The 25,393-nt window shown below is 40.9% G+C and carries 23 protein-coding genes and 1 other RNA gene; 13 read left to right on the forward strand and 11 right to left on the reverse strand.

The genetic code is table 11. The features are described from left to right. Positions 1-173: 173 nt before the first annotated feature. The 5 genes from CKW03_RS02515 (at position 174) to CKW03_RS02535 (ending at position 8,657) form a co-directional block, all read left to right on the forward strand. Positions 174-3,143, forward strand: coding sequence for a SusC/RagA family TonB-linked outer membrane protein (locus tag CKW03_RS02515; RefSeq protein ID WP_093100557.1), 2,970 nt, complete (start codon positions 174-176; stop codon positions 3,141-3,143). Between the two features lie 19 nt (positions 3,144-3,162). Further along, positions 3,163-4,686 (forward strand): RagB/SusD family nutrient uptake outer membrane protein, encoded by a 1,524-nt coding sequence (locus tag CKW03_RS02520; RefSeq protein ID WP_093100692.1) that lies wholly within the window; start codon positions 3,163-3,165, stop codon positions 4,684-4,686. A 10-nt stretch (positions 4,687-4,696) separates the two neighbouring features. Further along, positions 4,697-6,193: an endo-1,6-beta-glucanase gene (locus CKW03_RS02525; RefSeq protein WP_093100555.1), complete on the forward strand. Its 1,497-nt coding sequence runs from the start codon at positions 4,697-4,699 to the stop codon at positions 6,191-6,193. Further along, positions 6,190-7,518 carry a DUF5125 domain-containing protein gene (locus CKW03_RS02530; RefSeq protein WP_093100554.1) on the forward strand — a complete coding sequence of 443 codons (1,329 nt, stop codon included), beginning with the start codon at positions 6,190-6,192 and terminating at the stop codon, positions 7,516-7,518. The genes CKW03_RS02525 and CKW03_RS02530 overlap by 4 nt, the downstream gene beginning before the upstream one ends. A gap of 146 nt (positions 7,519-7,664) precedes the next feature. After that, positions 7,665-8,657, forward strand: a complete 993-nt coding sequence (locus tag CKW03_RS02535; RefSeq protein WP_236736554.1) for an isoaspartyl peptidase/L-asparaginase family protein — start codon at positions 7,665-7,667, stop codon at positions 8,655-8,657. Between the two features lie 16 nt (positions 8,658-8,673). On the opposite strand, the gene mtgA is transcribed toward CKW03_RS02535, so the two are convergent. Further along, positions 8,674-9,417, reverse strand: coding sequence for a monofunctional biosynthetic peptidoglycan transglycosylase (gene mtgA, locus CKW03_RS02540; RefSeq protein ID WP_093100691.1), 744 nt, complete (start codon positions 9,415-9,417; stop codon positions 8,674-8,676). A gap of 139 nt (positions 9,418-9,556) precedes the next feature. Between mtgA and mutS the strand changes: the two genes are divergently transcribed. Continuing rightward, positions 9,557-12,163, forward strand: a complete 2,607-nt coding sequence (gene mutS / locus CKW03_RS02545; protein ID WP_093100551.1) for a DNA mismatch repair protein MutS — start codon at positions 9,557-9,559, stop codon at positions 12,161-12,163. 16 nt (positions 12,164-12,179) lie between these two features. On the opposite strand, the gene CKW03_RS02550 is transcribed toward mutS, so the two are convergent. Continuing rightward, positions 12,180-12,575: a hypothetical protein gene (locus CKW03_RS02550; RefSeq protein ID WP_093100549.1), complete on the reverse strand. Its 396-nt coding sequence runs from the start codon at positions 12,573-12,575 to the stop codon at positions 12,180-12,182. Positions 12,576-12,699: 124 nt separating this feature from the next. On the opposite strand from CKW03_RS02550, the gene CKW03_RS02555 reads away from it, so the two are divergent. Then, positions 12,700-13,404: a tRNA1(Val) (adenine(37)-N6)-methyltransferase gene (locus CKW03_RS02555; RefSeq protein WP_093100547.1), complete on the forward strand. Its 705-nt coding sequence runs from the start codon at positions 12,700-12,702 to the stop codon at positions 13,402-13,404. Position 13,405: 1 nt separating this feature from the next. Continuing rightward, on the forward strand, positions 13,406-13,903 hold the full coding sequence (locus CKW03_RS02560; protein ID WP_093100546.1) for a metallophosphoesterase family protein: 498 nt from the start codon (positions 13,406-13,408) through the stop codon (positions 13,901-13,903). Here the strand turns inward: CKW03_RS02560 and CKW03_RS02565 are convergent. Beyond that, positions 13,898-14,233, reverse strand: coding sequence for a MerR family transcriptional regulator (locus CKW03_RS02565; protein ID WP_093100690.1), 336 nt, complete (start codon positions 14,231-14,233; stop codon positions 13,898-13,900). The genes CKW03_RS02560 and CKW03_RS02565 overlap by 6 nt on opposite strands. Before the next feature lie 106 nt (positions 14,234-14,339). On the opposite strand from CKW03_RS02565, the gene CKW03_RS02570 reads away from it, so the two are divergent. Continuing rightward, entirely contained in the window at positions 14,340-14,690 is a 351-nt protein-coding gene (locus tag CKW03_RS02570) for a hypothetical protein (RefSeq protein WP_236736552.1), read from the forward strand. An 80-nt stretch (positions 14,691-14,770) separates the two neighbouring features. Here CKW03_RS02570 and CKW03_RS02575 read toward each other — a convergent pair whose 3' ends face one another. The 6 genes from CKW03_RS02575 to dprA form a co-directional block, all read right to left on the reverse strand. Then, positions 14,771-16,171 carry a sialate O-acetylesterase gene (locus tag CKW03_RS02575; protein ID WP_236736551.1) on the reverse strand — a complete coding sequence of 467 codons (1,401 nt, stop codon included), beginning with the start codon at positions 16,169-16,171 and terminating at the stop codon, positions 14,771-14,773. 305 nt (positions 16,172-16,476) lie between these two features. Beyond that, positions 16,477-17,319, reverse strand: coding sequence for an acetyl-CoA carboxylase, carboxyltransferase subunit beta (accD, locus tag CKW03_RS02580; RefSeq protein WP_093100544.1), 843 nt, complete (start codon positions 17,317-17,319; stop codon positions 16,477-16,479). Positions 17,320-17,419: 100 nt separating this feature from the next. Then, positions 17,420-17,517, reverse strand: an RNA gene (gene ffs / locus CKW03_RS02585) — signal recognition particle sRNA small type. 81 nt (positions 17,518-17,598) lie between these two features. After that, positions 17,599-17,826, reverse strand: coding sequence for a DUF6814 family protein (locus CKW03_RS02590; RefSeq protein ID WP_093100543.1), 228 nt, complete (start codon positions 17,824-17,826; stop codon positions 17,599-17,601). Between the two features lies 1 nt (position 17,827). Beyond that, positions 17,828-19,324 (reverse strand): MFS transporter, encoded by a 1,497-nt coding sequence (locus CKW03_RS02595; RefSeq protein ID WP_093100541.1) that lies wholly within the window; start codon positions 19,322-19,324, stop codon positions 17,828-17,830. Between the two features lie 15 nt (positions 19,325-19,339). After that, entirely contained in the window at positions 19,340-20,437 is a 1,098-nt protein-coding gene (gene dprA, locus CKW03_RS02600) for a DNA-processing protein DprA (protein WP_093100540.1), read from the reverse strand. 93 nt (positions 20,438-20,530) lie between these two features. On the opposite strand from dprA, the gene CKW03_RS02605 reads away from it, so the two are divergent. Together CKW03_RS02605 and CKW03_RS02610 are read left to right on the forward strand one after the other, a co-directional pair. Beyond that, the gene (locus tag CKW03_RS02605) at positions 20,531-20,767 is read left to right on the forward strand and encodes a hypothetical protein (RefSeq protein ID WP_093100538.1); all 237 of its coding nucleotides are present in this window, start codon (positions 20,531-20,533) and stop codon (positions 20,765-20,767) included. A 70-nt stretch (positions 20,768-20,837) separates the two neighbouring features. Beyond that, positions 20,838-21,038, forward strand: coding sequence for a hypothetical protein (locus tag CKW03_RS02610; RefSeq protein WP_093100537.1), 201 nt, complete (start codon positions 20,838-20,840; stop codon positions 21,036-21,038). A 194-nt stretch (positions 21,039-21,232) separates the two neighbouring features. Here CKW03_RS02610 and rsmG read toward each other — a convergent pair whose 3' ends face one another. Both rsmG and CKW03_RS02620 read right to left on the reverse strand, forming a co-directional pair. After that, the gene (gene rsmG, locus CKW03_RS02615) at positions 21,233-21,868 is read right to left on the reverse strand and encodes a 16S rRNA (guanine(527)-N(7))-methyltransferase RsmG (protein ID WP_093100535.1); all 636 of its coding nucleotides are present in this window, start codon (positions 21,866-21,868) and stop codon (positions 21,233-21,235) included. Between the two features lie 21 nt (positions 21,869-21,889). Then, on the reverse strand, positions 21,890-23,032 hold the full coding sequence (locus CKW03_RS02620) for a glycosyltransferase (protein WP_169918971.1): 1,143 nt from the start codon (positions 23,030-23,032) through the stop codon (positions 21,890-21,892). 127 nt (positions 23,033-23,159) lie between these two features. On the opposite strand from CKW03_RS02620, the gene tgt reads away from it, so the two are divergent. Next, entirely contained in the window at positions 23,160-24,290 is a 1,131-nt protein-coding gene (tgt, locus tag CKW03_RS02625; RefSeq protein ID WP_093100534.1) for a tRNA guanosine(34) transglycosylase Tgt, read from the forward strand. A gap of 15 nt (positions 24,291-24,305) precedes the next feature. Continuing rightward, the gene (locus CKW03_RS02630) at positions 24,306-25,391 is read left to right on the forward strand and encodes an LptF/LptG family permease (protein WP_093100532.1); all 1,086 of its coding nucleotides are present in this window, start codon (positions 24,306-24,308) and stop codon (positions 25,389-25,391) included. The last annotated feature ends 2 nt before the right edge of the window (positions 25,392-25,393 follow it).

Below are 25,393 nucleotides of genomic sequence, written 5' to 3' on the forward strand. Positions count from 1 at the left end.
TTAAAAGCGCCTAATGACCTGTAAAACAATGTTTATTGGTTTACTTCGGTTACTTTTTTGTTTTGACCTGCCTCAAAAGCTAAATAAACATTAGCACCCTGCTTAACTTTGGATTGGGAAGTTTAGGAATACCCTAAATTATTATATTAATCTAATAACTGATTATAAGACGTATGAAACTTTTTACTAAAGTTAGTATCGGTCTTTTCCTTTTTATGATATCCGTTTTTTCAAATTTTGCACTTGCGCAAAATGGAATTCGAGTTTCTGGAAAGGTTATAGACGAAGCCAACAATGAGCCAATTATTGGGGCTACCATCACTGTTATCGGAGGTTCTACATCGACCTCTTCAGATAACTCTGGACTATTTACACTCGAGAATGTTCCAGCTAATTCAAAACTTCGAGTTTCTTATCTAGGCTATAAAAGCCAAGAAGTAATTGCACAAACAGACATGACCATTACCTTGAGCCCGGAAACAAATACGCTCGAAGATGTGGTTGTTATCGGTTATGGTGCAGTTAAAAGAAAAGATGTAACTGCCGCTATTTCCTCTGTATCCTTGGAAGACCTGGACGAAAGACCAATTGTCAATGCCAACCAAGCGATTCAAGGTAAAGCAGCGGGTGTAACGGTTTCTCAACCTTCTGGTGCTCCAGGTGGTGGAACCTCGATCCGTATCCGTGGTACAACTTCTTTCAACGGTAGTAATGACCCTCTTTATGTAGTTGATGGGGTAACTGTTGACAATATCAACTTCCTTTCGCCAAATGATATCGCCGATATGCAAATCTTAAAAGATGCATCCTCAGCCTCTATCTATGGTTCTAGAGCTGCAAACGGGGTTATCTTAATTACTACAAAACAAGGTCGTGTAGGTAATCCTAAGATTACTGTAAATGCATTAGCTACTCAAAATAGAGTGACCAACTCGATTACCCCATTGAATACCGCTCAATACAAGGAATTGATGGACGAGATCGGAATCGTGAAATTGCCTGATGGATTGACCGACCAAACTGATTGGTTCGATGAAACCTTCAGCGATGGATTGACCCAAGATTATCAACTTTCTATATCAGATGGTTCCGATAGAATCAAATACTTCCTTTCGGGAGGCTATGTAAATGACAAAGGGATTGTGCATTCTACTTTCTACAAACGTTACAACTTCAGAGGTAACATCGAAAACAAAGTAAGAGATTGGTTAACCGTAAATGCGAACTTCTCTTATGCAGACTATAATGGAAATGGAATGGTGGAAGGTACAGGTTCCAATAGAGGGGGGGTAGTCTTGTCTGCAATCAATACACCGACATTTGCTCCAATCATGGATCCATTCAATCCGAAACAATTCTACAATAACTTCTATGGTTTGAACGTAACTTCTCCATTGGAGAACTTAGCGACTACTGGAAATAACCGCAACCGTGAAAACAGATTAATCGGATCGGGTTCGGCAACCGTACATATCACTCCAGGATTGAACTTCAAAACTTTGTTCGCTTTGGATAGAAGAAATGCTTTCTCTTCTACTTTCTTAGACCCATTGTCTACCTCTTGGGGTAGAAACCAATTTGGTGAGGCAACGGATTCTAGAAATATGAACACCGTTATTACGTTTGATAATACCTTGACCTATAACAAAAGCTTTGATAAACACAATTTCGAAGCCATGGCTGGTACGGCTTGGTTAAGCTCAAACTATACCAACAGTTATATCCTTGGTTCACACTTTAGAAATGACTTGATCGAAACCCTGAATGTGGCCAATAAAATTTCTTGGACAGGTACTGGATCTTCTGCTTCTGATTGGGCAATGATGTCTTATTTCGGACGTATTTCCTATAACTATGACGGAAAATACTTAGTAACTGCCAATTTAAGGTCAGACGGTTCCTCTAAATTACACCCGAGCAAGAGATGGTCGATGTTCCCATCGGTATCTGCAGCTTGGCGATTGTCATCTGAGGAATTCCTGAGCGATGTGCCTTGGATGAACGATTTGAAACTGCGTGGAGGTTGGGGACAAACAGGTAACCAATCTGGTATTGGTGACTATGCTTACCTACAACGCTATAATATTATCCGTTCCCCTTGGTTTGAAGAAGGTAAAACCAATGATTTAGCTTCTGTTACACCTGAAAACTTGAGAACAATCGACTTAGGTTGGGAAAGAACAACTCAAACTGGTGTAGGTTTAGATTTTACGGGTTTCAACAATAGATTGACCGTAAACTTGGACTACTACTACAAGAATACCACCGATATGTTGATGTGGGTAGATCTTCCAGGTAGTGGTAATATCTCCCAAATCCAAAGAAACGAAGGGGAGATGACCAACCGTGGATTCGAAGCCAATATTAATGCTGATATCCTAAAATCGGAAGGCTTAACTTGGTCTTCTGGCTTTAATATCTCTTTCAACAGAAATAAATTTACCAAGTTGGTATTGAAACCTGTTTATTTCGATGCTAGAACAACAGATTATGTCAATGAAACCGTAGTAAGAAACGAAGCAGGTAGACCTGTGGGTGGTTTCTTCGGTTATATCAGTGAAGGCGTAAATCCTGAAACTGGAGATATGATCTATTCCGACATCAATGGTGATGGCAAGGTAACGGTTAACGATAAAACATATATCGGCGATCCGAACCCTAACTTCACTTTCGGTTTCACCAATAACCTTGCTTACAAAGGATTCAACTTGAATGTCTTTATCCAAGGTACTCAAGGAAATGATATCTACAACGTTTCCAGAATGGAAATGGAAGGTATGTACGACGGTAAAAACCAATCCACTCGTGTTCTTCAACGTTGGAGAGTTCCTGGTCAAGTGACTGAAGTGCCTCGTGCAGGTTATGACATGAAAAACTCCTCTTATTTCGTGGAAGACGGAAGTTATATCCGCTTGAAAAATATTTCCCTATCCTACAACATCAAAGCTCCAGCTTTGTCAAAAATCGGAATTAACAAACTGGCTCCGTTTATCTCAGCCACCAACTTAATTACCTTGACGAAATACACAGGCTTGGATCCAGAGGTTAACCAATGGGGAAATTCAGGTAGGGTGCAAGGTTTAGATTGGGGTACTTATCCTCAAACTAGGTCATTCGTGTTTGGATTAAATATGGAGTTCTAAGATTATGATGATGAGAACAATGAAATTTAATATAATGAAGAAGATGATGATCGCTGTACTCAGTACACTGGCCATCTCAAGCTGCTCTCTTGATAAAGATCCTCTTGGTCAATATTCTGACGTGACCGAAGGGGTAAATGAAGAAGGAAAAAAAGTAGTCTTTAAAGACAAAGCCGCAGTAGAAAATTACATGCAGGGCTTATATAATATTATGCGTGATAGACAAGAACATTGGTACTTAGACCAAATGTTGATCGCTGAATCGCATTCCGATAATGCTTACGCCGGAACGACCGGTGCCGAAGTGGTCCCTTATGAAAATAACGGTATCGAAGGTTCAAACTCTGTTGTTCAACGTGACTGGATCCGTTACCTGGAAGATGTTGCCAAACTGAATATCCTGATCGTTAATGTGGATTCGGTTGCCGACAATTCCCTATCTTCCGCATTGCGTAAGCAATACAAAGCTGAAGCTAGAATTCAAAGAGCATTGATTTTCTTTGATATGGTTCGTCTTTGGGGTGATATTCCATTGGTAACCAAAGTAGGTAAAGACATTACCGCTGAAAATATCGAAGAGGTATACGATGATTATTTCCCAAGCCAAACTCCTGAAAAAGAGGTTTATGAATTCTTGGCAAAAGATGTAGAAGAAGCCTTAGTGGATGCGCCTTCTAATACAGCTGCAAACAAAACTAAATTCTCAAAATCCGTCGCCAAAGCATTATTGGCAAAGATCTATGCAGAAAAACCAATCCGTAACTATGCGAAGGTCATTCAGTATGTAGATGATTTAGCAGCAGATGGATTTGCGCTAGATGCAGATTATAAAAACTTGTTTGGGGTTCAAGCAGGTAATGCAGAACCATTGATCCGAAATAGCAAAGAGACTATTCTTGAAACTCAATTCTTTGCAGGTAATGGCAACTGGGTAACCTGGATGTTTGGGCGTGACCTTTCAAACTACAATAGCAATTTTACATGGGCAAAATGGATCACTCCTTCAAGGGATTTAATAAATGCATTCACCCGCGAAGGAGATGAGATCCGCTACACCGAATCCATCGTGTATTATGAAGCTGGTTGGAGCAATTACTATCCAGCAAGCAACTACCCATTTATGTATAAAACACGTTCTGCATTCAGTAACATCATCAAAATCCGTTATGCGGACCTGTTATTATTGAAGGCTGAAGCATTGATTAATGGTGATAGCCCTAATCTAACTGCAGCAGCAGCAATTATTGACCAAGTTCGCCAACGCGTTAAACTTCCAAAATTGACTAATGCCGTTAAAGGAAGTAAGGATGCCATGTTAAATGCTTTGTTGAACGAAAGAAGATTAGAATTGGCTTTCGAAGGTCAACGTTGGTATGACCTTGTACGCTTGAATAAAGTAGAATCTGTCATGAATGCTGTCTTTGCAAAAGATTCTGGTAGAAAAGCCCAAGTGTATCCATTTACAGAAAATTCATACCGTTTGCCAATTCCGCAATCGATAATTGACGAAAACCCGAAAATCAAGCAAAACTTAGGATATTAATACTGAAACTATGAATAATTTAAAGAAATATATATTTGTTGCTAGCCTATTCTCTTCGATTTTTACTGCTTGTGGCAATGATAATATCGGCGGCGGAGGTGGAGATCCAGCACCAGTGGATCCAACTTCCGGAGATGTTTTGATCTATACCACTACTGGTTCGCTTAGCCATGATTTCAAAAAGTCTTATGTGGACTTTAGCAAGACCAGTAATATGGGAACCAAGACCATTAAGATCGATGAAAACAAAAAATTCCAAACCATGGATGGATTTGGATCTGCCATCACCGGTTCTGCGGCCTTCAACTTGTTGAAAATGGCTCCAGAAGACCGTACGAAATTCTTAAAAGAAACATTCTCTCCAACAGAAGGAATGGGTCAAAGTTATATCCGTATCGCAATCGGCTGTTCTGATTTCTCCTTGGATGAATATACCTTGGCCGATGAACCCGGAATTGAAAACTTCGCGCTTCAATCGGAAGAATTGGAATATGTTATCCCGGTTTTGAAAGAGATTATCGCTATCAATCCTGAGATCAAGATCATGGGCTCGCCATGGACTCCGCCAAAATGGATGAAAGTAAACAACTTGACAGAATTGAAACCTTATGATTCTTGGACCGGTGGTCACTTGAACCCGAAATACTACCAAGATTATGCAACTTATTTTGTGAAGTGGATCCAAGCAATGAAGGAACATGGTGTAAACATTTACTCTATCACGACGCAAAATGAGCCATTAAACGATAAAAATTCAGCTTCCTTAGTGATGTTTTGGAATGAGCAACAGGCATTTGTGAAAAATGCGCTTGGACCAAAAATGAAAGCAGCTGGCCTAACGACCAAAATCTACGCATTCGATCATAACTATAATTATGATAATATGCCTGAACAACAGGATTACCCAATCAAGATCTTTGAAGATCCTGCTGCTGCGGCTTATTTCGCTGGTTCTGCTTACCATAACTATGGTGGGGATAAAGCCGAATTATTGGATATCCATGCCAAAGCGGCTAATAAAGATTTAATCTTTACCGAAACTTCTATTGGAACTTGGAATGATGGCCATGCATTGGGAAAAAGATTATTGGAAGATATGCGTGAAGTGGCATTAGGTACAGTAAACAACTGGAGCAAAGGTGTAATCGTATGGAACTTGATGTTGGATTCTGAAAGAGGTCCTAACCGTGAGGGTGGATGTCAAACATGTTATGGAGCAGTGGATATCAGCAAAGCGGATTACAAGACCATTCGTAAAAACTCTCATTACTATATTATCGGGCACATGTCTGCTGTAGTAAAACCAGGAGCAGTACGTATTGGGTCAGAAGGATATTCTGATGCTGGATTATCTTATGCCGCATTTAAAAATACAGATGGCACCTATGCTTTTGTAATTGCAAACTCAAATGGAAGCAATTCTAGAATTGTTATTGAGGATGGGAAAAATCATTTCAGCTATGATGTTCCTGCAGGTTCTGTTGTTTCTTATTCTTGGAAAAAATGAAAAAATTAATCAATTATTTAGCCTTTTCTCTTCTTTTGAGCTTCATGTTCTCTTGTAAAGAAGATGAATTAATCGTGCCTTATGGCGCTGGGGAGCCTGCCATTGAAATAGTTAAGAGTCCAACTGCTTCTTTGTTTGGCGATAGCTTACAATATACCGTGAATGTTTCGGACAAAAGTGTAGCCCTGTCTACGCTAAAAGTGCAATTGTTGTTCAGTGATGAAGTAGTTTCTGAACAAACCATTCGTACCAAAGAATCCGGATCTTATTCTGGAAAATTATATGTTCCTTTCCTTAAAAATATTCCCAATGGATCGGCATTATTGAAGTTCACCCTTCAAAATGTGCAGATGGTGAGTAAAACCGAAGAAAAGGTCGTGACTATTGCGAGACCTGATTTTCCTTACCTGGATTTGGTAGCGGAAGGTAAAACTTATCGTATGAGCAAGGTAGGTCCTAACCAATATGAAGTTTCAGATGAGTTCAAGATGAAAGCTCCAGCTTATATCGAAGCACCAAAAGTTGGTGAATTTGGAAACAAAATCCAATTCGGTTGGGAAAACAAGGGGATCCAACAAGGTGTCAATACACCAATCCCATTTTCAAATGCCTTTGATGGTGTATACAAGATCAGCTTCAATACATTGACTTATGCAGCTGCACCTTTCGTTCGTTATGCGATCAATGATACCGATATGGAAATGGTAGAAGATGAAATCTTCTCCTTGGATTTGACGATCAATAAAGATGAAGAATTGACTTTCGAAGGTATGCCAGCTGGATGGTGGGTAGATAAAGATTATATCCGTCAAGACGGTGACAAATACTACTTCAACGCGATGTCTGGAAAATACCGTTTCATCGCCGATCTAGGTAAGAAGTATATCAAGGTGGAAGCCATGAACGGAAACGATCTAGCACGATTGAATGCGGATGGTACCGGAGCAATCTGGATAATTGGTGAGGGAGTCGGTAAACCAAGTGTTGCTGACAATCAAGTAGGCTGGGATCCAGGAAAGGCAATTTGTGTGACACCAATGGGTGATAAGAAATATCAGGTTACCCTTGTTGGCGGACAATCCATCAATACCGATAATATCAACTTCAAATTCTTCCATGAAAAAGGCTGGAATGGTGAATTCAAGAATACTGACTTGACAACCACGAGTGACCTGATCTTGGTTGGTGATGGAAAAAATGGCCGTGACCCAGGAAACTTAGGTCTTCAGGCTGGTAAAAAACTGGAAGTAGGCGCAACTTACGTAATCGTAGTTGACCTTTCTGAAGGGAATAATAAAGCAAAACTTACTGTGACTAAGCAATAAGACTAACTAACAGTTTAGATTGATTAGGGGTGGATGAAGGCGTTTCCACCCCTTTTGTTTTTGTAGGTATTAATTACGTTCTTTGTTTAAAACTGAATCTAATTATGAAAAATAGTGTAACCTACGTATTAATCTTAATGTGTGTTATGATGAATTTAACGCCTTCTTCTGCACAGAGCAATTCAAAACCGAAGTATGTTTTAGCCATTCATGGAGGTGCAGGTACTATACTAAAAAAGAATATGACGGACTCCTTGGAGAAAGCATATATCGCTAAACTAACGGAATCGCTTCAGGCTGGATACGATCAGATCAAACAAGGAAAATCAAGCTTGGACGCTATTGAAGCTGCAATCCATGTCATGGAAGATTCCCCACTTTTCAATGCTGGTAAAGGTGCAGTTTTTACGAATCAAGGGAAAAATGAACTTGATGCTGCCATTATGGATGGTTCTAACCTCAAAGCCGGTGCTGTCGCCGGAGTTACCAATATCAAAAACCCTATCAGCGCAGCGCGAGCGGTCATGGACAAATCCGAACATGTCATGATGATCGGTAAAGGGGCGGAGGAATTTGCCCAAAATAACGGCATCCAAATCGTTGATCCCTCTTATTTCTGGACCAAACAACGTTGGGAAGGTCTGCAAAGAGCTTTAGAAAGAGATAAAGATCGTGCGGAATTGGACCATGACGATAAAAAAGCATTCTTGCCGCCATATAAAGATGAAAAATTCGGAACTGTCGGCTGTGTTGCATTGGATAAACAAGGCAACCTTGCTGCTGGTACTTCTACTGGTGGAATGACCAATAAGAAATTCGGTAGGGTAGGTGATGCTCCTATCATTGGTGCAGGTACTTATGCAAATAATGCTACGGTGGCAATCTCCTGTACGGGATGGGGAGAGTTCTTTATCCGTTCGGTAGCGGCATTTAATGTTTCGGCAAAAATGCAATATGCTAAAATGGGTGTTGCCAAAGCTTCTCAGGAAGTAATCGACGAAATCGGGAAATTAGGTGGCGATGGTGGAATGATTGCCATCGATAAAAATGGTGAAGTTGCTATGCCATTCAATACCGAAGGGATGTACCGTGGAACGGTTACTGCAGACGGGAAAATTACGGTGGAAATCTATAAATAGAGAATTTAATATATCATTACTCGGGAATGGTATAATAATTCAAATACCTCACGATGCTATTAGCTCTTCTATTGATATAGTTAGAAGGTCTTCTAGCATCCCACTTTTGTGGGCTTGGCAATATGGCAATGATCAAGGCAGCTTCTTTCTTGGTCAAGCTTTTTGCCGATTTATGGAAGTAATATTGTGCCGCGGCCTCTGCTCCATAAACGCCTTGTCCCGTTTCAATCACATTGAGATACACTTCCAAGATCCTTTTCTTGCTCCAAAAAACTTCAATCAAAACCGTGAAATAGGTCTCTAAGCCTTTACGGAACCAGGAACGACCTGGCCATAGGAATACGTTTTTAGCAGTCTGCTGACTGATGGTACTGCCGCCCCTTAATCTTTTTCCCTCTTTGTTTTTTTCAAAAGCTTCCTTGATCGCTTCCGTATCAAAGCCATTGTGGGTCATAAAATGAGCATCTTCACCCGCTAAGGCTGCGCGCTTCAGGTTGTTCGAGATATCTTCATAATCCAACCATTTGCGTTCCAGTTTCCATTCCTTACCATCCGCCTTGCGCTCAAAACCTCGCTGTAACATCAAATAAGTGATCGGTGGATTAGTAAATCTTAGGGCAATGACCCAAAGTATGGTCAAAACGAAAAATGCAATCACTCCCCTAATTACCCAAGGAAGGACCTTGGTTTTCAGTGTGCTCCCGAAGGATGATTTGGTTTGCTTTTTCCTGTTCTTTGTGGTAGAACGTTTGATTGCCATTACTTTGAAATTTAATGCAAACATAAGATGTATTTTTTAATTTTTATGTCATTTCCCAAATGCTTTTTGCTTGTAGGCATTGTTTTGCAAATCGCCACAATTCTGCTATTTTTACATCTTATACAAAAAAAGAATAACCTTGGCAAAAGCAAAGAAACAAACCCCTTTAATGCAGCAATATAATACCATTAAGGCCAAATACCCAGGCGCCTTATTGCTGTTTAGAGTTGGGGATTTTTACGAGACGTTTGGAGAAGATGCTGTTAAAGCAGCCAAGATTTTAGGAATCGTATTGACAAAAAGAGGAAATGGCTCGGAATCTGAAACCGCTTTGGCTGGTTTTCCGCACCATTCCCTAGAGACCTACCTGCCGAAATTGGTGCGCGCAGGACAAAGGGTTGCTATATGTGATCAACTGGAAGATCCTAAACAAACCAAGACCATCGTGAAAAGAGGGGTAACGGAACTTGTTACACCTGGAGTTTCATACAATGAAAATATCGTTCAACAGAAATCCAATAACTACCTTGCCTCCATATTCATGGATAAGCAGGTCGTAGGGGTTTCTTTTTTGGATATTTCCACCGGGGAATTCCTCGTTGCCCAAGGTTCTGTTGGTTATATCGACAAGCTTTTACAAGGCTTTAAGCCTACTGAAATCATTCTTCCAAAAAAACAGTATAAGGAGTTCGTGGAACAATTTGGTTCCAATTACTATACCTATACCTTGGATGAATGGCCATATACCGGTGACTATGCCACCGAAAATCTCCTCAAGCATTTTGAGGTCAATTCCATGAAAGGGTTTGGTATTGATCGTATGCCTACCGGAATTATTGCAGCTGGGGTAGCCTTGCATTACCTCAATGAAACCGAACATCGCAATCTGCAACATATTTCCAATATCTCCAGGATCGAAGAAGACCGTTATATGTGGTTGGACCGTTTTACCATCCGCAACTTGGAACTGATCAGTTCAACCAATGAAAACGCCATTACCCTTTCGGATGTTCTCGATGAAACTTCTTCTCCTATGGGAGCACGATTGCTGAAAAGATGGATCGTCATGCCTTTGAAGGATGAGAAATCCATTAATGAAAGATTGCAGGTTGTTCAGGATTTTTATAAGAACAGAAGCCTAAGGGATCAATTAATCCAAGAGGTCAAGCAAGTGGGCGATTTGGAAAGACTAATTTCTAAGATTGGCCTTCAAAAAGCAAATCCGCGTGAAATCATCCAATTAAAACGAGCACTGTATGCCGTTGAAAAACTAAAAGAGCTTTGCCAAGAACAGGAATCGGAGTCATTAAAGGTCATTGCAGAACAGCTCAATCCTTGTCTGATTATCCGGGATAAAATTGAACAGACCATTCAAGCTGAACCTCCAGTAGCTTTGAACAAGGGAAACGTTATTGCCGATCAGGTCGACCCTGATCTGGATAAACTGAGAAAGGTTGCCTTTGGCGGTAAAGATTACCTGATAGAGATCCAAAGGAGGGAGTCTGAAGCGACGGGGATTCCATCGTTAAAGATAGCTTTCAACAATGTATTTGGCTATTACCTAGAAGTTACCAATACCCATAAAGATAAAGTGCCTTCGGGTTGGATCCGTAAACAGACCTTGGTGAATGCGGAACGCTATATTACCGAAGAGCTGAAGGAGTATGAGGAACAGATTTTAGGTGCTGAAGAAAAAATACAAGCCATTGAAAACCGCATTTATGCCGAGTTAATGCTCGCGATTTCGGAATATATAAAACCGATACAATTAAATGCCCAATTGCTTGCCAAGCTGGATGTGCTATTGAATTTTGCCGTTATTGCAGAGAAGAATTTCTATGTAAGACCTGAGGTCAATGCTGGAAAGAACATCGATATCAAAGGGGGTAGACACCCTGTTATTGAAAAGAATCTCCCGATAGGTCAAGACTATATTACCAATGATACCTTTTTGGATCAAGAGGGGCAGCAGATCATTATCATTACAGGACCAAACATGGCCGGTAAATCTGCTTTGCTGAGACAGACGGGGCTCATCGTCCTGATGGCTCAAATTGGTTCCTTTGTGCCTGCCAAGGAAGCGTCCATTGGGATCGTAGATAAGATATTTACACGTGTTGGGGCTTCGGATAACCTCAGCTCTGGAGAATCTACCTTTATGGTAGAAATGAACGAGACAGCGAGTATTATGAACAACCTGTCTGATCGTAGTTTGATTCTCTTAGATGAAATTGGACGTGGTACCAGTACTTATGATGGTATCTCCATCGCATGGGCGATTGCGGAATACCTGCACAACCATCCTTCCTGTCGAGCAAAGACCCTGTTTGCAACGCATTACCATGAATTGAACGAGTTGAGTACGTCCATGTCGCGGATCAAGAATTTTAATGTGAGTGTGAAAGAAGTCAACAATAAAGTGATTTTCTTAAGGAAGTTGGTGCCCGGTGGTTCTGAGCACAGTTTCGGTATACATGTGGCGAAGTTAGCTGGTATGCCGCCGAAGCTTATCGGTCGCGCTGGCGAGATCCTGAAACGTCTGGAACAGGAACGTACCGGCGGGGAGAAGATCAAGGATAGTATGCGAAAGATACAAAAACAGGCTTATCAATTGCAGATGTTTGCCATTGATGATCCAGTCCTGGAAAAGATCCGTGATATGCTGAATAATTTGGATGTGAATACCCTTACTCCGGTGGAAGCATTGATGAAGCTAGATGAAATCCAACGCTTATTGAAGAACTAAAAAAATGCTGGTAGGATTAATACCTGCCAGCATCATATATATCATAGGAGATGTCATTTGGATCATAACCTAATCTAGGATCGACCCGAATAATCATCGTCCCTCGGAACGATTCACCGGCATATAAAGTCCCTATGGGAGCCTCATTGTAAAAAGGTGCCCCATTATGTCCAACCAATGAAAATTCTAAATAGAAATCACCATCCTGACCGTGGTAATAATCGATATTGGAAAGATTAGTAACCGCATACTCGACGCGGTAGGCATCTGGACTTACTTTATAGACATCAAACACATCTACAGCAAAGTCCTCTGGATAAAAATATGATCCCCCAATATATTCTTTAGAACAGGATGAAAATAGTCCAATGACCATGATCAAGGCTACGATTTTAAGTAATTTTGCTTTCATATGCTTGTCTGTCTTTAAGGAAATAGACTACTTGGAAACCATTTAGATTAATCCGTGCACGTAAATATTTTTTCAAATGCTATTTTTTAGCTCAAAAACAAGCATTTAGAATTACCTTTGTGTTATGGGAAATATCTTCCAATTCAAGCAATTTTCAGTTAATCAAGAACACTGTGCCATGCGGATCAATACCGATGGGGTACTATTAGGGGCCTTCGCAGAGCAAGAACAAGCGGATGCCATTCTTGATATAGGGACTGGAACGGGGGTAATAGCACTGATGCTGGCTCAAAAATATCCGCAAGCCCAAATTTGGGCGGTGGAAATCGATAAATTAGCCTCCCAAAGAGCAGCGGAGAACTTTCAAGCTTCGCCCTTCCAAGATCGTCTTAGCATTGTACATTCGGATATTTTCCATTGGAAAACGGATCTTGAGTTTGATCTGATTGTTTCCAATCCACCTTTCTACATTAATTCGCTCCATAATCCTGACCAAAGAAAAAAAGTCGCCAAGCATACAGACGTAGAATTCTTTAAGGGGATGTTCCATTTTGCAGCAAGCAGACTTAGCAGTATGGGGAAGCTACAGATTGTGGTTCCCATAGAGCTATTGGATTTTATGGTCGCTGAAGCAAAAGAAAACCAGCTTTTTCTGAATAAACAGATCAATATGCAATCCTTTGTGGATTCAGAGCCTTTTCGCTGTATCCTGAGTTTCCAAAGAGAAGAAATCAATCCTGAACAACAGACTTTTGTGATCTACCAAGAGAGATCCCAATATTCGGAGGCCTATAAACAGATCTTGCAACCTTATTTTTTAGCTTTTTAACATGAAAATCGGACTTCTTTCAGATACCCACGGATACTTGGATGATGCTATTCTAAAGCATTTTGAAAATTGTGATGAGATATGGCATATTGGCGATTTTGGCTCCATGGAGGTCATCGAGAAACTGGAAGCATGTAAACCGCTAAGGGGAGTATATGGAAATATCGATGATAAAGATATCCGCTTGAAATTTCCGGAGCACCTCAGGTTCCATTGCGAACAGGTCGATGTGTGGATGACCCATATTGGTGGTTATCCGGGGAAATATAGCCCTTTGGTTAAGCCAGAAATCTTGAACAATCCCCCAAAGCTATTTATTACAGGACATTCCCATATCCTAAAAGTGCAGTTTGATCCGAAGCTGCAGTTGCTCCACCTCAATCCAGGAGCAGCCGGCAAACAAGGCTGGCATCAGATGAGGACCGCAATGCGTTTTGAAATTAATGGAGATAAAATTGAAAATCTAGAAGTGATTGAATTAGGGAGTCGAGCCTTATAGACTATCCCTAACTTCAATTAAAAAGCTCTTTAATCCCTCCAAAGACTCAATGATCCTTTGGTTTTCCCTGGCTTCGTTCTTGTTGCTTCTTAAGAATTCGCGTGCCCCTTGTAAGGTATACCCCTTATCTTTGACTAAATTGAAGATAATCTTAAGGTTCGCAATATCATTCTGAGTGAATAGACGATTTCCTTTTTTGTTTTTCTTAGGCTGAAGAATATCGAATTCACGCTCATAAAAACGGATTTGAGATGCATTTACACCGAACATTTCAGTGACTTCACCCATGGTATAATACAGCTTGTTTATTTCTCGTTCTTTGTACGGCATGAACATTTAATTTTAGTGTATTAACAAATATACAATCTAAGTTTGAAAATCAAAAAAACCATGATTGATATAAAGTTAAAGCCGATTTCGTAATTTTAAACTTTAGATGAAAGGTAAAGTAATTGTAAGTAAGTTTTGGACCAAGTTCTTTTCCATGGGAAAAGCACAGGCGATTACCATATTTCCATTTATCTTCCTCAAATACTCCTCCGATCGCGATAATAGGATCCTGATCAACCATGAACGCATCCATATATTGCAAGCCATTGAGTTGCTTATTATCCCTTTTTATGTGCTCTATCTATTGGAATTCAGTCTTCGACTGATCCAATACCGCAATTTTACTAGGGCATACCTGAATATTTCCTTTGAACGGGAAGCTTATGAAAATGAGCATAACTTGAATTACCTCAAATCTCGGAAGCTATTTAGCTTTTGGAAATATGTAACAAGATAACCGGAGATAGGGAAGTCGGGGCATTGACCTTATGCCCCTAAATATCCTAATAACGTTTTTGATTCCTTGCTCCTATAGGACTACCACTGATCAGTTCGAAACGGAGACACTGGCAATCCATTGGAATTAAACAGATTCGGCATAGCGATTTCTGTAAATCCAAAACGTACCGCTACTGGGTTTCTGACCTCTGCGGATTCAACGATCAGTTTATCCCCTTTAATCTTTCCTTTAGCCGGTTTGAATTGCTGATCGGCTCCGGCAATGAATAGGTCTGTAATCTCACCTTTGGAGGTCAATTTTCCTTCTAGGTTGCTAAAGCTGATCTCAATGCTATTGCCTTTAATTTCCTGTGATTTATAGATCGGTGATTTATAATCTTTCAAGGGTTTATGGTAAACTTCTGCAAGTGCCAAATCCGCCAATCGCTTAGCTACAGCTTTTTTCTGGATAGGATGGATGTCCTTGATATTGTCGACAAGGTCAGTAATCACGACCATGCCGGTGTTGGGTAGTTCGGTTGCGGTCTTAACTTGTTGTTCACGTAGGTAAGCTGCCAGGGGCTCTTTGTTGTTGTATTGGAAAGGGGCAATCTGCACGAAGTAAAATGGGAAATCATCATTCCATGCTGATCTCCATGAACTGATCATGGTTTTCATCAGTTTATCATATCCATCCCATGTTCCCACATTGCTCTCACCTTGATACCAGAAAGCAGCACTGATATTATAGCCTGCAAATGGATGGATCATGGCATTCCAAAGGACACCGCTGTTATGCGGGCGCCAATCATTTGCACCTTGCAGCTTGGCACGCTGCAAGAGGAATGGATCATTCTCAATTAAGTAACTTGGGGTCCAGACTTCAGCGGCTGTACCACCCCAACTGGAATTGATGACTCCAATAGGTACATTCTCCTGTGCATTGATCTCTTTGGCAATAAAATAGCCAATGGCCGAAAAGGGCTTTAAGGACTCTGCACTCAGGGTAGCCCATTGATTGGAAATCTGATCTTGAGGGGTCAAAGCACCATTCCTACTGATATGCAATAACCTGATGTTTGGATTATTGGCATTTGGCATTTCATCAATGATCTCTTTTAAGTTCTGAGCAGCTCCCCATTCCATATTGGACTGTCCTGAACATAAGAATACATCTCCTAATAGAATATCCTTCAAGGTGATGCTCTCTTGGTTGGCCATGATCTTTATTTCATAAGGACCACCCGCTTTTCCTTCTGGTAGGGTGGTTCTCCATTGTCCGTCTCCGTTAGTCTTTGCTTTTACAGTATCTTGAAACCAGGTCCCCACGATCTTGATTTCAGAGCTGGCTGGTGCCAATCCCCAGAAATTGATCTCGGTGCCACGCTGCAAGACCATATGGTCAGAAAAGAAATTTGGAATTCGAAGTTGAGCTATTACATTTTGCTGAAAGGCAAATACTGCCAATAGGGAAAGCAAAAAGAGTCTTTTTAAGTTCATGTGATGTTTTTAGGTTTATGGATACCTAAATTTAACAAAAAAATCTAAAATTATTTTTCAATCTAGCCTACCTAAACAAGAAGTTAGCGAAAAAATGTTTGAGTTTTCGGATTTGGCTCCGACCTTATTCGAGGCATATTCGGAAAATGCCGAAATGGTCGAGCTTTTTCTGATCGACTTCTCGAATATGTCTCGAATGATTCTCGAACAAGACCGGAATGAGCAAGGCCTAGGTTGAGGAAGAGAATGGGGATAAAAAAAAGCGAGCCCCAAAGAGCTCGCTTTCCAATATGTTTAGAGTATCTCTACTTTACCATTTTAAGGAAAGTAGATACCTTTTCTTTTAATTGTCTTCTGTCGACGATGAAGTCTAGGAAACCATGTTCCAAAACGAATTCAGAAGTTTGGAATCCTTTAGGCAGGTCTTTCTTGATGGTTTCTTTGATGACACGTGGTCCGGCGAAACCGATCAAAGCTCCTGGTTCAGCAATATTGATATCACCTAACATCGCGTAAGAAGCTGTTACCCCACCGGTGGTTGGGTCAGTCAATAAACAGATGTAAGGTAATTTAGCTTGAGCCAATAGGGCTAATTTTGCAGAAGTCTTAGCCATTTGCATCAGAGAGAATGCGGCTTCCATCATACGGGCACCACCAGATTTGGAGATCAACATAAACGGTAATTTATGTTCGATACAATAATCGATGGACCTAGAGATTTTCTCTCCAACTACAGAGCCCATTGAACCTCCGATAAAAGAGAAATCCATACAAGCGATAACAAGATCTTGACCGTTCACTTTACCAACGGCAGATCTTAAGGCATCGTTCAAGCCAGTTTTAGCTTGACTATCCAATAGTCTGTCCTTATAAGGTTTGGTGTCCACAAAGTTTAGGGGGTCACCAGCTTTCAGGTTCGGAAATAATTCAGTGAATTCGTTGTTATCGAATAATACGGAGAAATAGGCAGTTGAACCAATGCGGATGTGGTAATCACAGTAATGGCAAACATACTTGTTTTCAACTTGTTCCACATTCAAAAGAGGTTTTTTACAGTTAGGACATTTGTTCCACATCCCATCAGGTGCCTCTTTCTTGTTTTCTGTTGCAGTATGTATACCTGCTTTATTTCTTTTAAACCAACTCATAGACTCATGTTAATTCGGTTTACAAATAAACGAAAAATATCTAATATGTGTATTTAGAAAACGAAATGATGGAAATAAAGGAGAGTTTAGGCCAATAAAAAATGGGTAAGCTCCCTCTATCGCACCGCTCAACCAAATACCCTTGCTTTGTTCCCAACCTGGGGGAGTCAATGGGAGCTGGTCGTAGAGGACTTACCCACGGCAAAATTAACAAAAAATTAATCTTTTCGAAAAGAAAATCGCATTTAGGACGTATTCGGCTGAGGTTCAACCTGAAAATTACATTCTGTCCTTCTGATATTCGCCCTTCAGGGCGAAATATCCAAAGACCCCAAGCCCAATCGAGATGATCGGCGTGAGGATAAACAGAATAATAATTCCAAAAACGACGTCTTCTTGCTTTCCGGAAATAATTTTTGGCAAGCCAAATTTGGCGATGCAGAAATATGCCGCAAGTAGCGCTAATGCAATCCAAAGGATCCCTAATATTTTTTTAATGCTCTCCATGTCAATTCAAATCTTTTGCAACCATGTTTTTGTTGATGTATAGCGCGCCTATCACAAAACAGACCGCCGAAATAATGATAGGGTACCATAATCCCTCCAAATAAAAGGTCGGATCTGCAGCGGTTTTGGCATTCGTGGCCAAGTATGTGGATACTGCCGGTAATAATCCGCCAAAGATCCCATTCCCGATGTGATAGGGTAGGGACATGGAGGTGTACCTGATTTTTACTGGGAAGATTTCCACCAAGAAAGCAGCAATAGGGCCGTAAACCAAAGTGATATAAATGATCTGTATAAAGATTAAAGCAATCAGTTTAACATAATTTGAGCCCGATAAAAAGACAGCAGTCTTGCTTGTGGCCTTTACCGTATCGGTGTTTTCTACAGTATGCGACCCATCGTTGTAATAGCGTGTGATGGATTTGATCTCATGCTCGTTATCGGCGCTCACCGGAATGATGGTTTCTGTTCGTTTGTCGACCAATTCCTGTTTGTTTGCGCTGTTGCTAATCTGGTACATGGCTTGGTAAATCGGCCTGTAGGTCAGCACCGCCAGCAACATGCCCGTGAGCATGACCCATTTACGGCCTACTTTGTCGGAGAGCCGACCAAAGACCACAAAAAAAGGCGTTCCAAAGAGTAGGGCTATGCCTAGAATGATATCGGCTTGGTCTGAATCGAGGAACATGACTGTTTTCATAAAGCTCATGGAGTAGAATTGGCCAGTGTACCAAACAACACCCTGACCCATCGCGGCCCCAAATAAAGCCAATAGGACGAACTTTAGATTGTATTTATTCCCAAAGCTTTCTTTCAGCGGATTTGTGGAGGTCTTCCCTTCTGCTTTTGCTTTCTTGAATTCTGGGGATTCATCCATGTTCTTACGGATCAGGTATGATACATAGACCATAAGAATAGAAAGTAGGAAAGGGACACGCCAACCCCAATGATCAAATTGGGCTTCGGTAAGAACAAGTTTAGTCAGTAAGATGACCACAAGCGAAATGAATAGCCCGAAAGTGGCGGTCGTTTGTATCCAAGAGGTCCAATAACCCCGTTCTCCATTTGGTGCATGTTCCGCTACATAGGTTGCCGCTCCGCCGTATTCACCCCCTAAGGCAAGGCCTTGGAGCAACCGCAGGATTAAGACGATCAATGGGGCAAGGAATCCAATGCTTTCATAGCTGGGGATGCAACCGATCAGGAAGGTCGCTCCACCCATTAGCATTAGGGTGACCATGAAGGTGTACTTTCTACCGATGAGGTCGCCCAGTCTTCCAAAGAAAAGTGCTCCGAATGGACGGACCACAAAGCCTGCGGCAAAGGTGGCCAAGGTAGATAGAAAGGCTGCAGTCGGATTGTCTGAAGGAAAGAATTTGGTGGAAATAACAATGGAAAGACTTCCGAAAATAAAGAAGTCATACCATTCGATCAGCGTTCCTAATGAGGAGGCACCGATCACTTTCCAAATTCCTTTTTTACTTGCTTGTTCTTGCATAAAAGAAGTTTAGGTTTAAGGTAGTTTATATCGTTTTCCGGGTAAGGTCTGAATGATACCATTCATTTCCATTTCCAGGAGAATCATAGCTAGTTTGCTCTGCGGAAATTCGCAGTACGCGGCAATATCATCTATATGAGACTCTTTGCAGTCTTTAAGATAGTCAAAAACTCGTTGTTCTTGTTTAGTTAATTCAAAAATTAATGGGAGCTGCACATTTTTTTTACTCTTGCTCTCGGGTTCATCCCATTGCATCAGATGCAGCAGGTCCTTGGCGTTTCGGATCAGATGTGCCTTGTGGGAACGGATGAGTTCATTGCAACCTGCCGAATAATAGAGATCTATCGAGCCAGGAAAGGCACATACGTCGCGGTTATAGCTATTGGCAATATCCGCCGTGATCAGTGCACCACCCTTATTTGCAGCCTCCACCACGACTGTGACATCAGACAAGCCCGCCACAATACGGTTCCGCATTGGGAAGTGGGTCTTTTCGGCAGTGGTACCCGAAGGGTATTCGCTTAAGAGACAGCCATGCAGGCTGATCTCCTCGGCTATTTCCCGATGTTCAAAGGGATAGATCCGATCAAGACCATGTGCCAGAACTGCTGCGGTCTCTAGACCTTCTTGCATGGCCGACCGATGTGCCATAATATCGATGCCATAAGCCAAACCACTTACCACCAATACGCCTAATTCTTTGAGGTCATGGACCAAATCCTCGGTTAACCTTCTACCGTAAGTGGTCGCATTTCTGGTGCCGACGATACTGATGGTTCTGGGAACATTCAAGTTGCATATTCCTTTTTGGAACAGGATCAATGGGGCATCTTCGCAATGTCTGAGCCGGGCAGGATAATTATCGTCCTCAAACCACAGGAGTGCAATGTCGTTGTCTTCAATAAATCGGAATTCTTCTTCGGCTTCTTTCAGGTAGGTTTTGGAGATCAGCTGTTCGATAGTGGCTTTTTGTAAGCCGGGAATCAAGCTAAGTTCTTTTTGGGGGCATTTGAATATTTCTTCCAAGCTTCCACAGTAGGCGAGTAACAAACGGCTTGTTTTCGGGCCTATACCTTTGATCTTGGTCAAGGCAATTTTTTCTATTGCATTCATTTTGGTTAGCTTAGAATTAAAGATAGGGATTCGATACACCTTATGCAATATCTATAAAGTATAATTGATTACCTTTGTTGAAAAAGAAATACCATGGAAATGCAAGAGCCTTTTGATATCGAAGTTGGAGACGTAACCTATTCCGTTTTTCCGGATGAGAAGGATACCTATACAGTTTTTAAGGATGGGAAAGAATATGTGCAGATCATAAAAGATACAGAAACATCTTGGTTGAAACTGAATCCAGAGACAGGTCTGCCCTTGTTTGGGATGGATGAAGAAATTAATTTGATCGGGGCGGAGATCAATAAGAACGTAGAGGAGAAGTAGGGTCGTTGAAGGGCAACATCTTAGCTTCAATGTGAGCAATAGAAATAATATCAAGTATTCAATAGGTAATATGGATAAGAAAATCTTTACAATTGAACTGCCCGAAAAGCAAACTAAGCTATTCAAACAGCTTCTTAAGAAGCTAAATGGAAAAATTGTTTCTCAAAGCAGTAAGCCCAGCCATGAGACCCTAGAAGCTATGAAGGAATTGCAGGAGGGAAAAGGGGTGAGTTTTTCAAGTGTTTCTGAGCTTTTTAAAAGTATGGTTTGAACGAGCTAAAATCCTGCTATTAGAACTTGTCCAAACTGGTACGCATTCCGATCTGTTTGATTAAAAAAGATAAGTAACGTTATAAAAAAAGCAACCTCATACCGGTTGCTTTTTTTATCGATTAAATGTCTAATCCACTAATGCTAATTTTCAATTTGTTTTTTACAAATTCTAAGTAAAAGTAAACCAATAAATTACATAGGGATATACATTACATACTTGGTATCAAAGAAATCTTCTTTGAAATAAGATGATATTGGGTGTAATTCAGCTTTTACTCTAGCTTCCTTGATCTCTTCTTTCAAATCGCCACCTTTCAGATAAAGGATACCATTGGGAATACCGTTTTTATCTTGTCTTTCGATTTTGTTTCTCACCCAAGGGATAAAGTCACCTAAACGTGTTACTGCTCTGGAAACTACGAAATCGTATTTATAGTCCAATTGCTCAGCACGGATATGGTCGGCTTCGACATTCTTGAGGCCTAAGCCTTCCGCTACTTCACGAACGACCTTGATTTTTTTGCCGATGGAGTCCACTAAGTGGAATTTAACCTCTGGAAATAGGATCGCTAATGGAATTCCTGGGAAACCACCGCCTGTACCAACATCCAGAACTCTGGTGTTAGGTGCAAATTCACCTACAAACTTTCCTATAGCCAGGGAATGTAGCACATGTTTCAGGTACAAGCTTTCGATATCTTTCCTGGAGATCACGTTGATCTGGTCATTCCATAGGGGATAGAGTTCTTCCAGCTTGGCAAATTGCTCTTTCTGGGTTTCCGTTAATTTCGGGAAGTAATTATAGATAATGTCGACAGTAGGGTTCACGATGTAATAAATTAAGGGTTTTTATTTCCAAGAGACCTGCTTTTTGGAGCGATTGAACAATCCATTGAAGCAGATGTAAAAATAATAATATAGATCTAAGATCGGCAACCAGATTAAGAGGTCGCTGACCGCAAGTTTTTTATAGATTGGGTTAAAGATCAAGAGTTGGCAGATCAATCGGATCAGGTATGCTGCCAAAGCAATATACCAATAGGATGGTTCATTTGCGACACAAACGATAATCATGATATAAAACAACAGGGCGCTGATCAGTTGCGTTCCTAGCATGCGTTTATGTTCGCCTCTGTAGAGAGTAGATGCTCCTGAATGCCTTGCTTTTTGTTTGTAATAGGTTTTCCAGGTCCTTTTAGGGTCTGAATAAACAAAGGCATCGGGATGGATATTGATCTCTACATTGTGTTTGTCTGCATTTGCATTCACAAAAAGATCATCATCGCCAGATTTGATATGCATATGCTCGGTAAATCCTTTATTCTTAAAAAACAGCTCCTTTGTATAGGCTAGATTTCTCCCTACGCCCATATATGCATTTCCTTTTAAGGCATACGACAAATAGCTCATAGCGGTATGGCTTGTTTCAAAGCGGATCAGTCGATTCAAAAAGCCTGGAAATTTAAAGTAGGGTGAATAGCCCAGCACAATCTCCTTGTTTTCTTGGAAGGAACCGGCCATTTCCCGCAACCAATTGCTGCTATTGGGCTGGCAGTCGGCATCGGTCATCAGGAGATATGGATACTGTGCGCCTTTGATGCCCATGGTAAGGGCGAATTTCTTGCTGTGCTTTAATTGGATATGTTCCTTGATCTCGACGATTTTAAGATGGGAATATCGCTCTGCAAATTCCTTTAAAACCCATTTAGTATCATCTTCTGAGCAGTCATTGACTACAATGACTTCAAAGTTTTGATAATCTTGCTCTAATATAGCGGGAAGATAAGTCTTTAGATTTTCTTGTTCGTTATGAGCGCAGATAATAATAGAGACTTGCTTATCGGCTGCATTTTCTTGCTTGGGTTTGACCTTGTAGAAAGCCAGTTTTCCATATACAAACAGAATATAGTTGAGTTGGATAATCAACAAAAGCGCCAAGACTCCATAAGGAATAAGCGATAGATCGAGATCGATATAGAATATTAAACCCATAAAATTAGGTTCAAAGATACAGGTTATCGCCCAAATTTCTGTTAATTGTTAAGAAATGCGAATTAAAGGGCTGATATGCGATTCGCTAAGAATTTTATAGTATTTTTGCGGTCGATTAAGGATTACTATGAATTTTACGCTTCAAGCACAAGATAAATTTTCAAAAGCAAGGGCCGGAGAGATTGAAACTGCTCACGGAAAAATACAGACACCTATTTTTATGCCAGTTGGTACTGCCGGAACGGTCAAGGCGGTACACCAACATGAATTGGTAAATGATATTCAAGCACAGATCATCTTAGGGAATACCTATCACCTGTACCTAAGACCAGGATTGGATGTGTTGAATAAAGCTGGTGGTCTACATAAATTTATCAATTGGGACCGTCCGATCTTAACTGATTCGGGTGGTTATCAAGTATACTCCTTGACTGAGGTCAGGAAGATCAAGGAAGAAGGTGTAACATTCAGGTCGCATATCGACGGTTCTAAACATTTATTTACGCCGGAGAATGTGATGGATACGCAGCGTATCATTGGTGCCGATATCATTATGGCATTTGATGAGTGTACTCCATATCCTTGCGATTACCGCTATGCAAGAAGGTCTATGGAAATGACACACCGTTGGTTGAAACGATGTTGTGATCGTTTTGATAGCACTGATCCATTATATGGATACGATCAGACCTTGTTCCCGATCGTCCAAGGATCAGTATATAAAGACCTACGTGAGAAATCGGCTGAGACCATTGCTTCTTTCAATAGAGAGGGAAATGCAATTGGAGGCCTTTCTGTAGGTGAGCCAGCTGAGGAGATGTATGCGATGACGGAAGTCGTGACCAATATCTTGCCGCATGATAAACCAAGGTATCTGATGGGCGTAGGTACGCCAGTGAACCTTTTGGAAAATATTGCATTAGGTATCGATATGTTTGACTGTGTGATGCCGACAAGAAATGCGAGAAATGGAATGCTGTTTACCCAAAATGGTATCATCAATATCAAGAATGAGAAATGGAAGGATGATTTCAGTCCTATCGAGGCGGAATCGGACTTGTTGGTGGACCAGATCCATACGAAAGCTTATTTGAGGCATTTAATCCGATCGCAAGAAATTTTAGGGGCACAAATCGCTTCATTACATAATTTACATTTTTATCTTTGGTTAGTAAATCAAGCTAGAGAAAAGATCATAGATGGAACGTTTTATGATTGGAAAAATAAAATGGTTCCTGTATTAGGTCAAAGACTATAATTCGAGAGAAAGCGCATGTTTAAGATCATCGATCGATATATCATGAAAAAGTACTTGTCTACTTTTGTTTTCACAGTGGCGATCTTCTGTGTCGTGATTGTGATATTTGATATTTCGGAGAAGATTGATGATTTCAATAAATATGGGGCCACCATGACGCAGGTATTCTTTGAATACTATGCTTTGGGGAGCTTGCCTTTCTTTATCAATATGCTTACCCCGCTGTTCAACTTTATTGCCGTAATCTTCTTTACCTCCAAGATGGCGGATCAAACAGAGATCGTGCCGATCCTAAGTGGTGGAATGAGCTTTAATAGGTTGCTGAGGCCATATATGATCTGTGCGGCATTAATATTTGGGATGACTTTACTGTCCAATGTTTACATTATTCCTTTCACCAATAAGGTAAAGGTGAATTTTGAGAACGTCTATGTGAAGCCGAACAAGGTCAGTACCACTTCTTCTTCCATCCACATGCAGGTGGATTCGAATACCTATGTGTATATGGGTTCCTTTGATACAAAATCCAAAGTGGGCTATAACTTCAGTTTGGAGAAGTTTGATGGGGACAAGATGTTGGAGAAGTTGATGGCAGAACGTGTGACTTGGGATTCGGTAGCAGGGAAGTGGAGCTTGCATACCTATACCACGAGGGAAATCAAAGGGTTGAAGGAAGAGATGCTGAGCGGAGAGAAAAAGGACACGACCTTGGATATGCGTCCGCAGGATTTTGAATCTTATGAGGATGTGTTTACCACGATGGACCAGCATGAATTGAATGAGCGTATCAGCAAGGAGGAAGTTCGAGGAACCGGGATGATGAACGAATTGCTGCTCGAAAAGTATAAGAGAATAATCAATCCATTTTCGGCATTTATCTTGACTTTGATTGGGGTTTCCCTTTCGTCGAAGAAAGTCCGTGGTGGTATTGGCTTGAGTTTAGGTTTAGGAATCGGCTTGAGCTGTATATATATCGTGCTTGAACGATTTTCAAGTATGTTCTCCATCAAAGGAGGGCTGGATCCCCTGATCTCGGTATTGATCCCCAATGTCATTTTCTTGATATTGAGTTTTTATCTGTTGAAGAAGGCTCCTAAATAAGC

It is taken from the genome of Sphingobacterium mizutaii (assembly GCF_900187125.1).
GTDB classification, from domain to species: domain Bacteria; phylum Bacteroidota; class Bacteroidia; order Sphingobacteriales; family Sphingobacteriaceae; genus Sphingobacterium; species Sphingobacterium mizutaii.

Coding starts and splice junctions, on each gene's coding strand:
- CKW03_RS02610 (WP_093100537.1), top strand. CDS start 20,838: ATGGATAAGAAAATCTTTACAATTGAACTGCCCGAAAAGCAAACTAAG.
- CKW03_RS02535 (WP_236736554.1), top strand. CDS start 7,665: ATGATGAATTTAACGCCTTCTTCTGCACAGAGCAATTCAAAACCGAAG.
- CKW03_RS02555 (WP_093100547.1), top strand. CDS start 12,700: ATGGGAAATATCTTCCAATTCAAGCAATTTTCAGTTAATCAAGAACAC.
- CKW03_RS02590 (WP_093100543.1), bottom strand. CDS start 17,826: ATGGAGAGCATTAAAAAAATATTAGGGATCCTTTGGATTGCATTAGCG.
- tgt (WP_093100534.1), top strand. CDS start 23,160: ATGAATTTTACGCTTCAAGCACAAGATAAATTTTCAAAAGCAAGGGCC.
- accD (WP_093100544.1), bottom strand. CDS start 17,319: ATGAGTTGGTTTAAAAGAAATAAAGCAGGTATACATACTGCAACAGAA.
- CKW03_RS02520 (WP_093100692.1), top strand. CDS start 3,163: ATGAAATTTAATATAATGAAGAAGATGATGATCGCTGTACTCAGTACA.
- mtgA (WP_093100691.1), bottom strand. CDS start 9,417: ATGGCAATCAAACGTTCTACCACAAAGAACAGGAAAAAGCAAACCAAA.
- CKW03_RS02515 (WP_093100557.1), top strand. CDS start 174: ATGAAACTTTTTACTAAAGTTAGTATCGGTCTTTTCCTTTTTATGATA.
- CKW03_RS02565 (WP_093100690.1), bottom strand. CDS start 14,233: ATGCCGTACAAAGAACGAGAAATAAACAAGCTGTATTATACCATGGGT.
- CKW03_RS02530 (WP_093100554.1), top strand. CDS start 6,190: ATGAAAAAATTAATCAATTATTTAGCCTTTTCTCTTCTTTTGAGCTTC.
- CKW03_RS02620 (WP_169918971.1), bottom strand. CDS start 23,032: ATGGGTTTAATATTCTATATCGATCTCGATCTATCGCTTATTCCTTAT.
- CKW03_RS02550 (WP_093100549.1), bottom strand. CDS start 12,575: ATGAAAGCAAAATTACTTAAAATCGTAGCCTTGATCATGGTCATTGGA.
- dprA (WP_093100540.1), bottom strand. CDS start 20,437: ATGAATGCAATAGAAAAAATTGCCTTGACCAAGATCAAAGGTATAGGC.
- CKW03_RS02605 (WP_093100538.1), top strand. CDS start 20,531: ATGGAAATGCAAGAGCCTTTTGATATCGAAGTTGGAGACGTAACCTAT.
- CKW03_RS02630 (WP_093100532.1), top strand. CDS start 24,306: ATGTTTAAGATCATCGATCGATATATCATGAAAAAGTACTTGTCTACT.
- CKW03_RS02575 (WP_236736551.1), bottom strand. CDS start 16,171: ATGAACTTAAAAAGACTCTTTTTGCTTTCCCTATTGGCAGTATTTGCC.
- CKW03_RS02595 (WP_093100541.1), bottom strand. CDS start 19,324: ATGCAAGAACAAGCAAGTAAAAAAGGAATTTGGAAAGTGATCGGTGCC.
- CKW03_RS02525 (WP_093100555.1), top strand. CDS start 4,697: ATGAATAATTTAAAGAAATATATATTTGTTGCTAGCCTATTCTCTTCG.
- CKW03_RS02570 (WP_236736552.1), top strand. CDS start 14,340: ATGAAAGGTAAAGTAATTGTAAGTAAGTTTTGGACCAAGTTCTTTTCC.
- CKW03_RS02560 (WP_093100546.1), top strand. CDS start 13,406: ATGAAAATCGGACTTCTTTCAGATACCCACGGATACTTGGATGATGCT.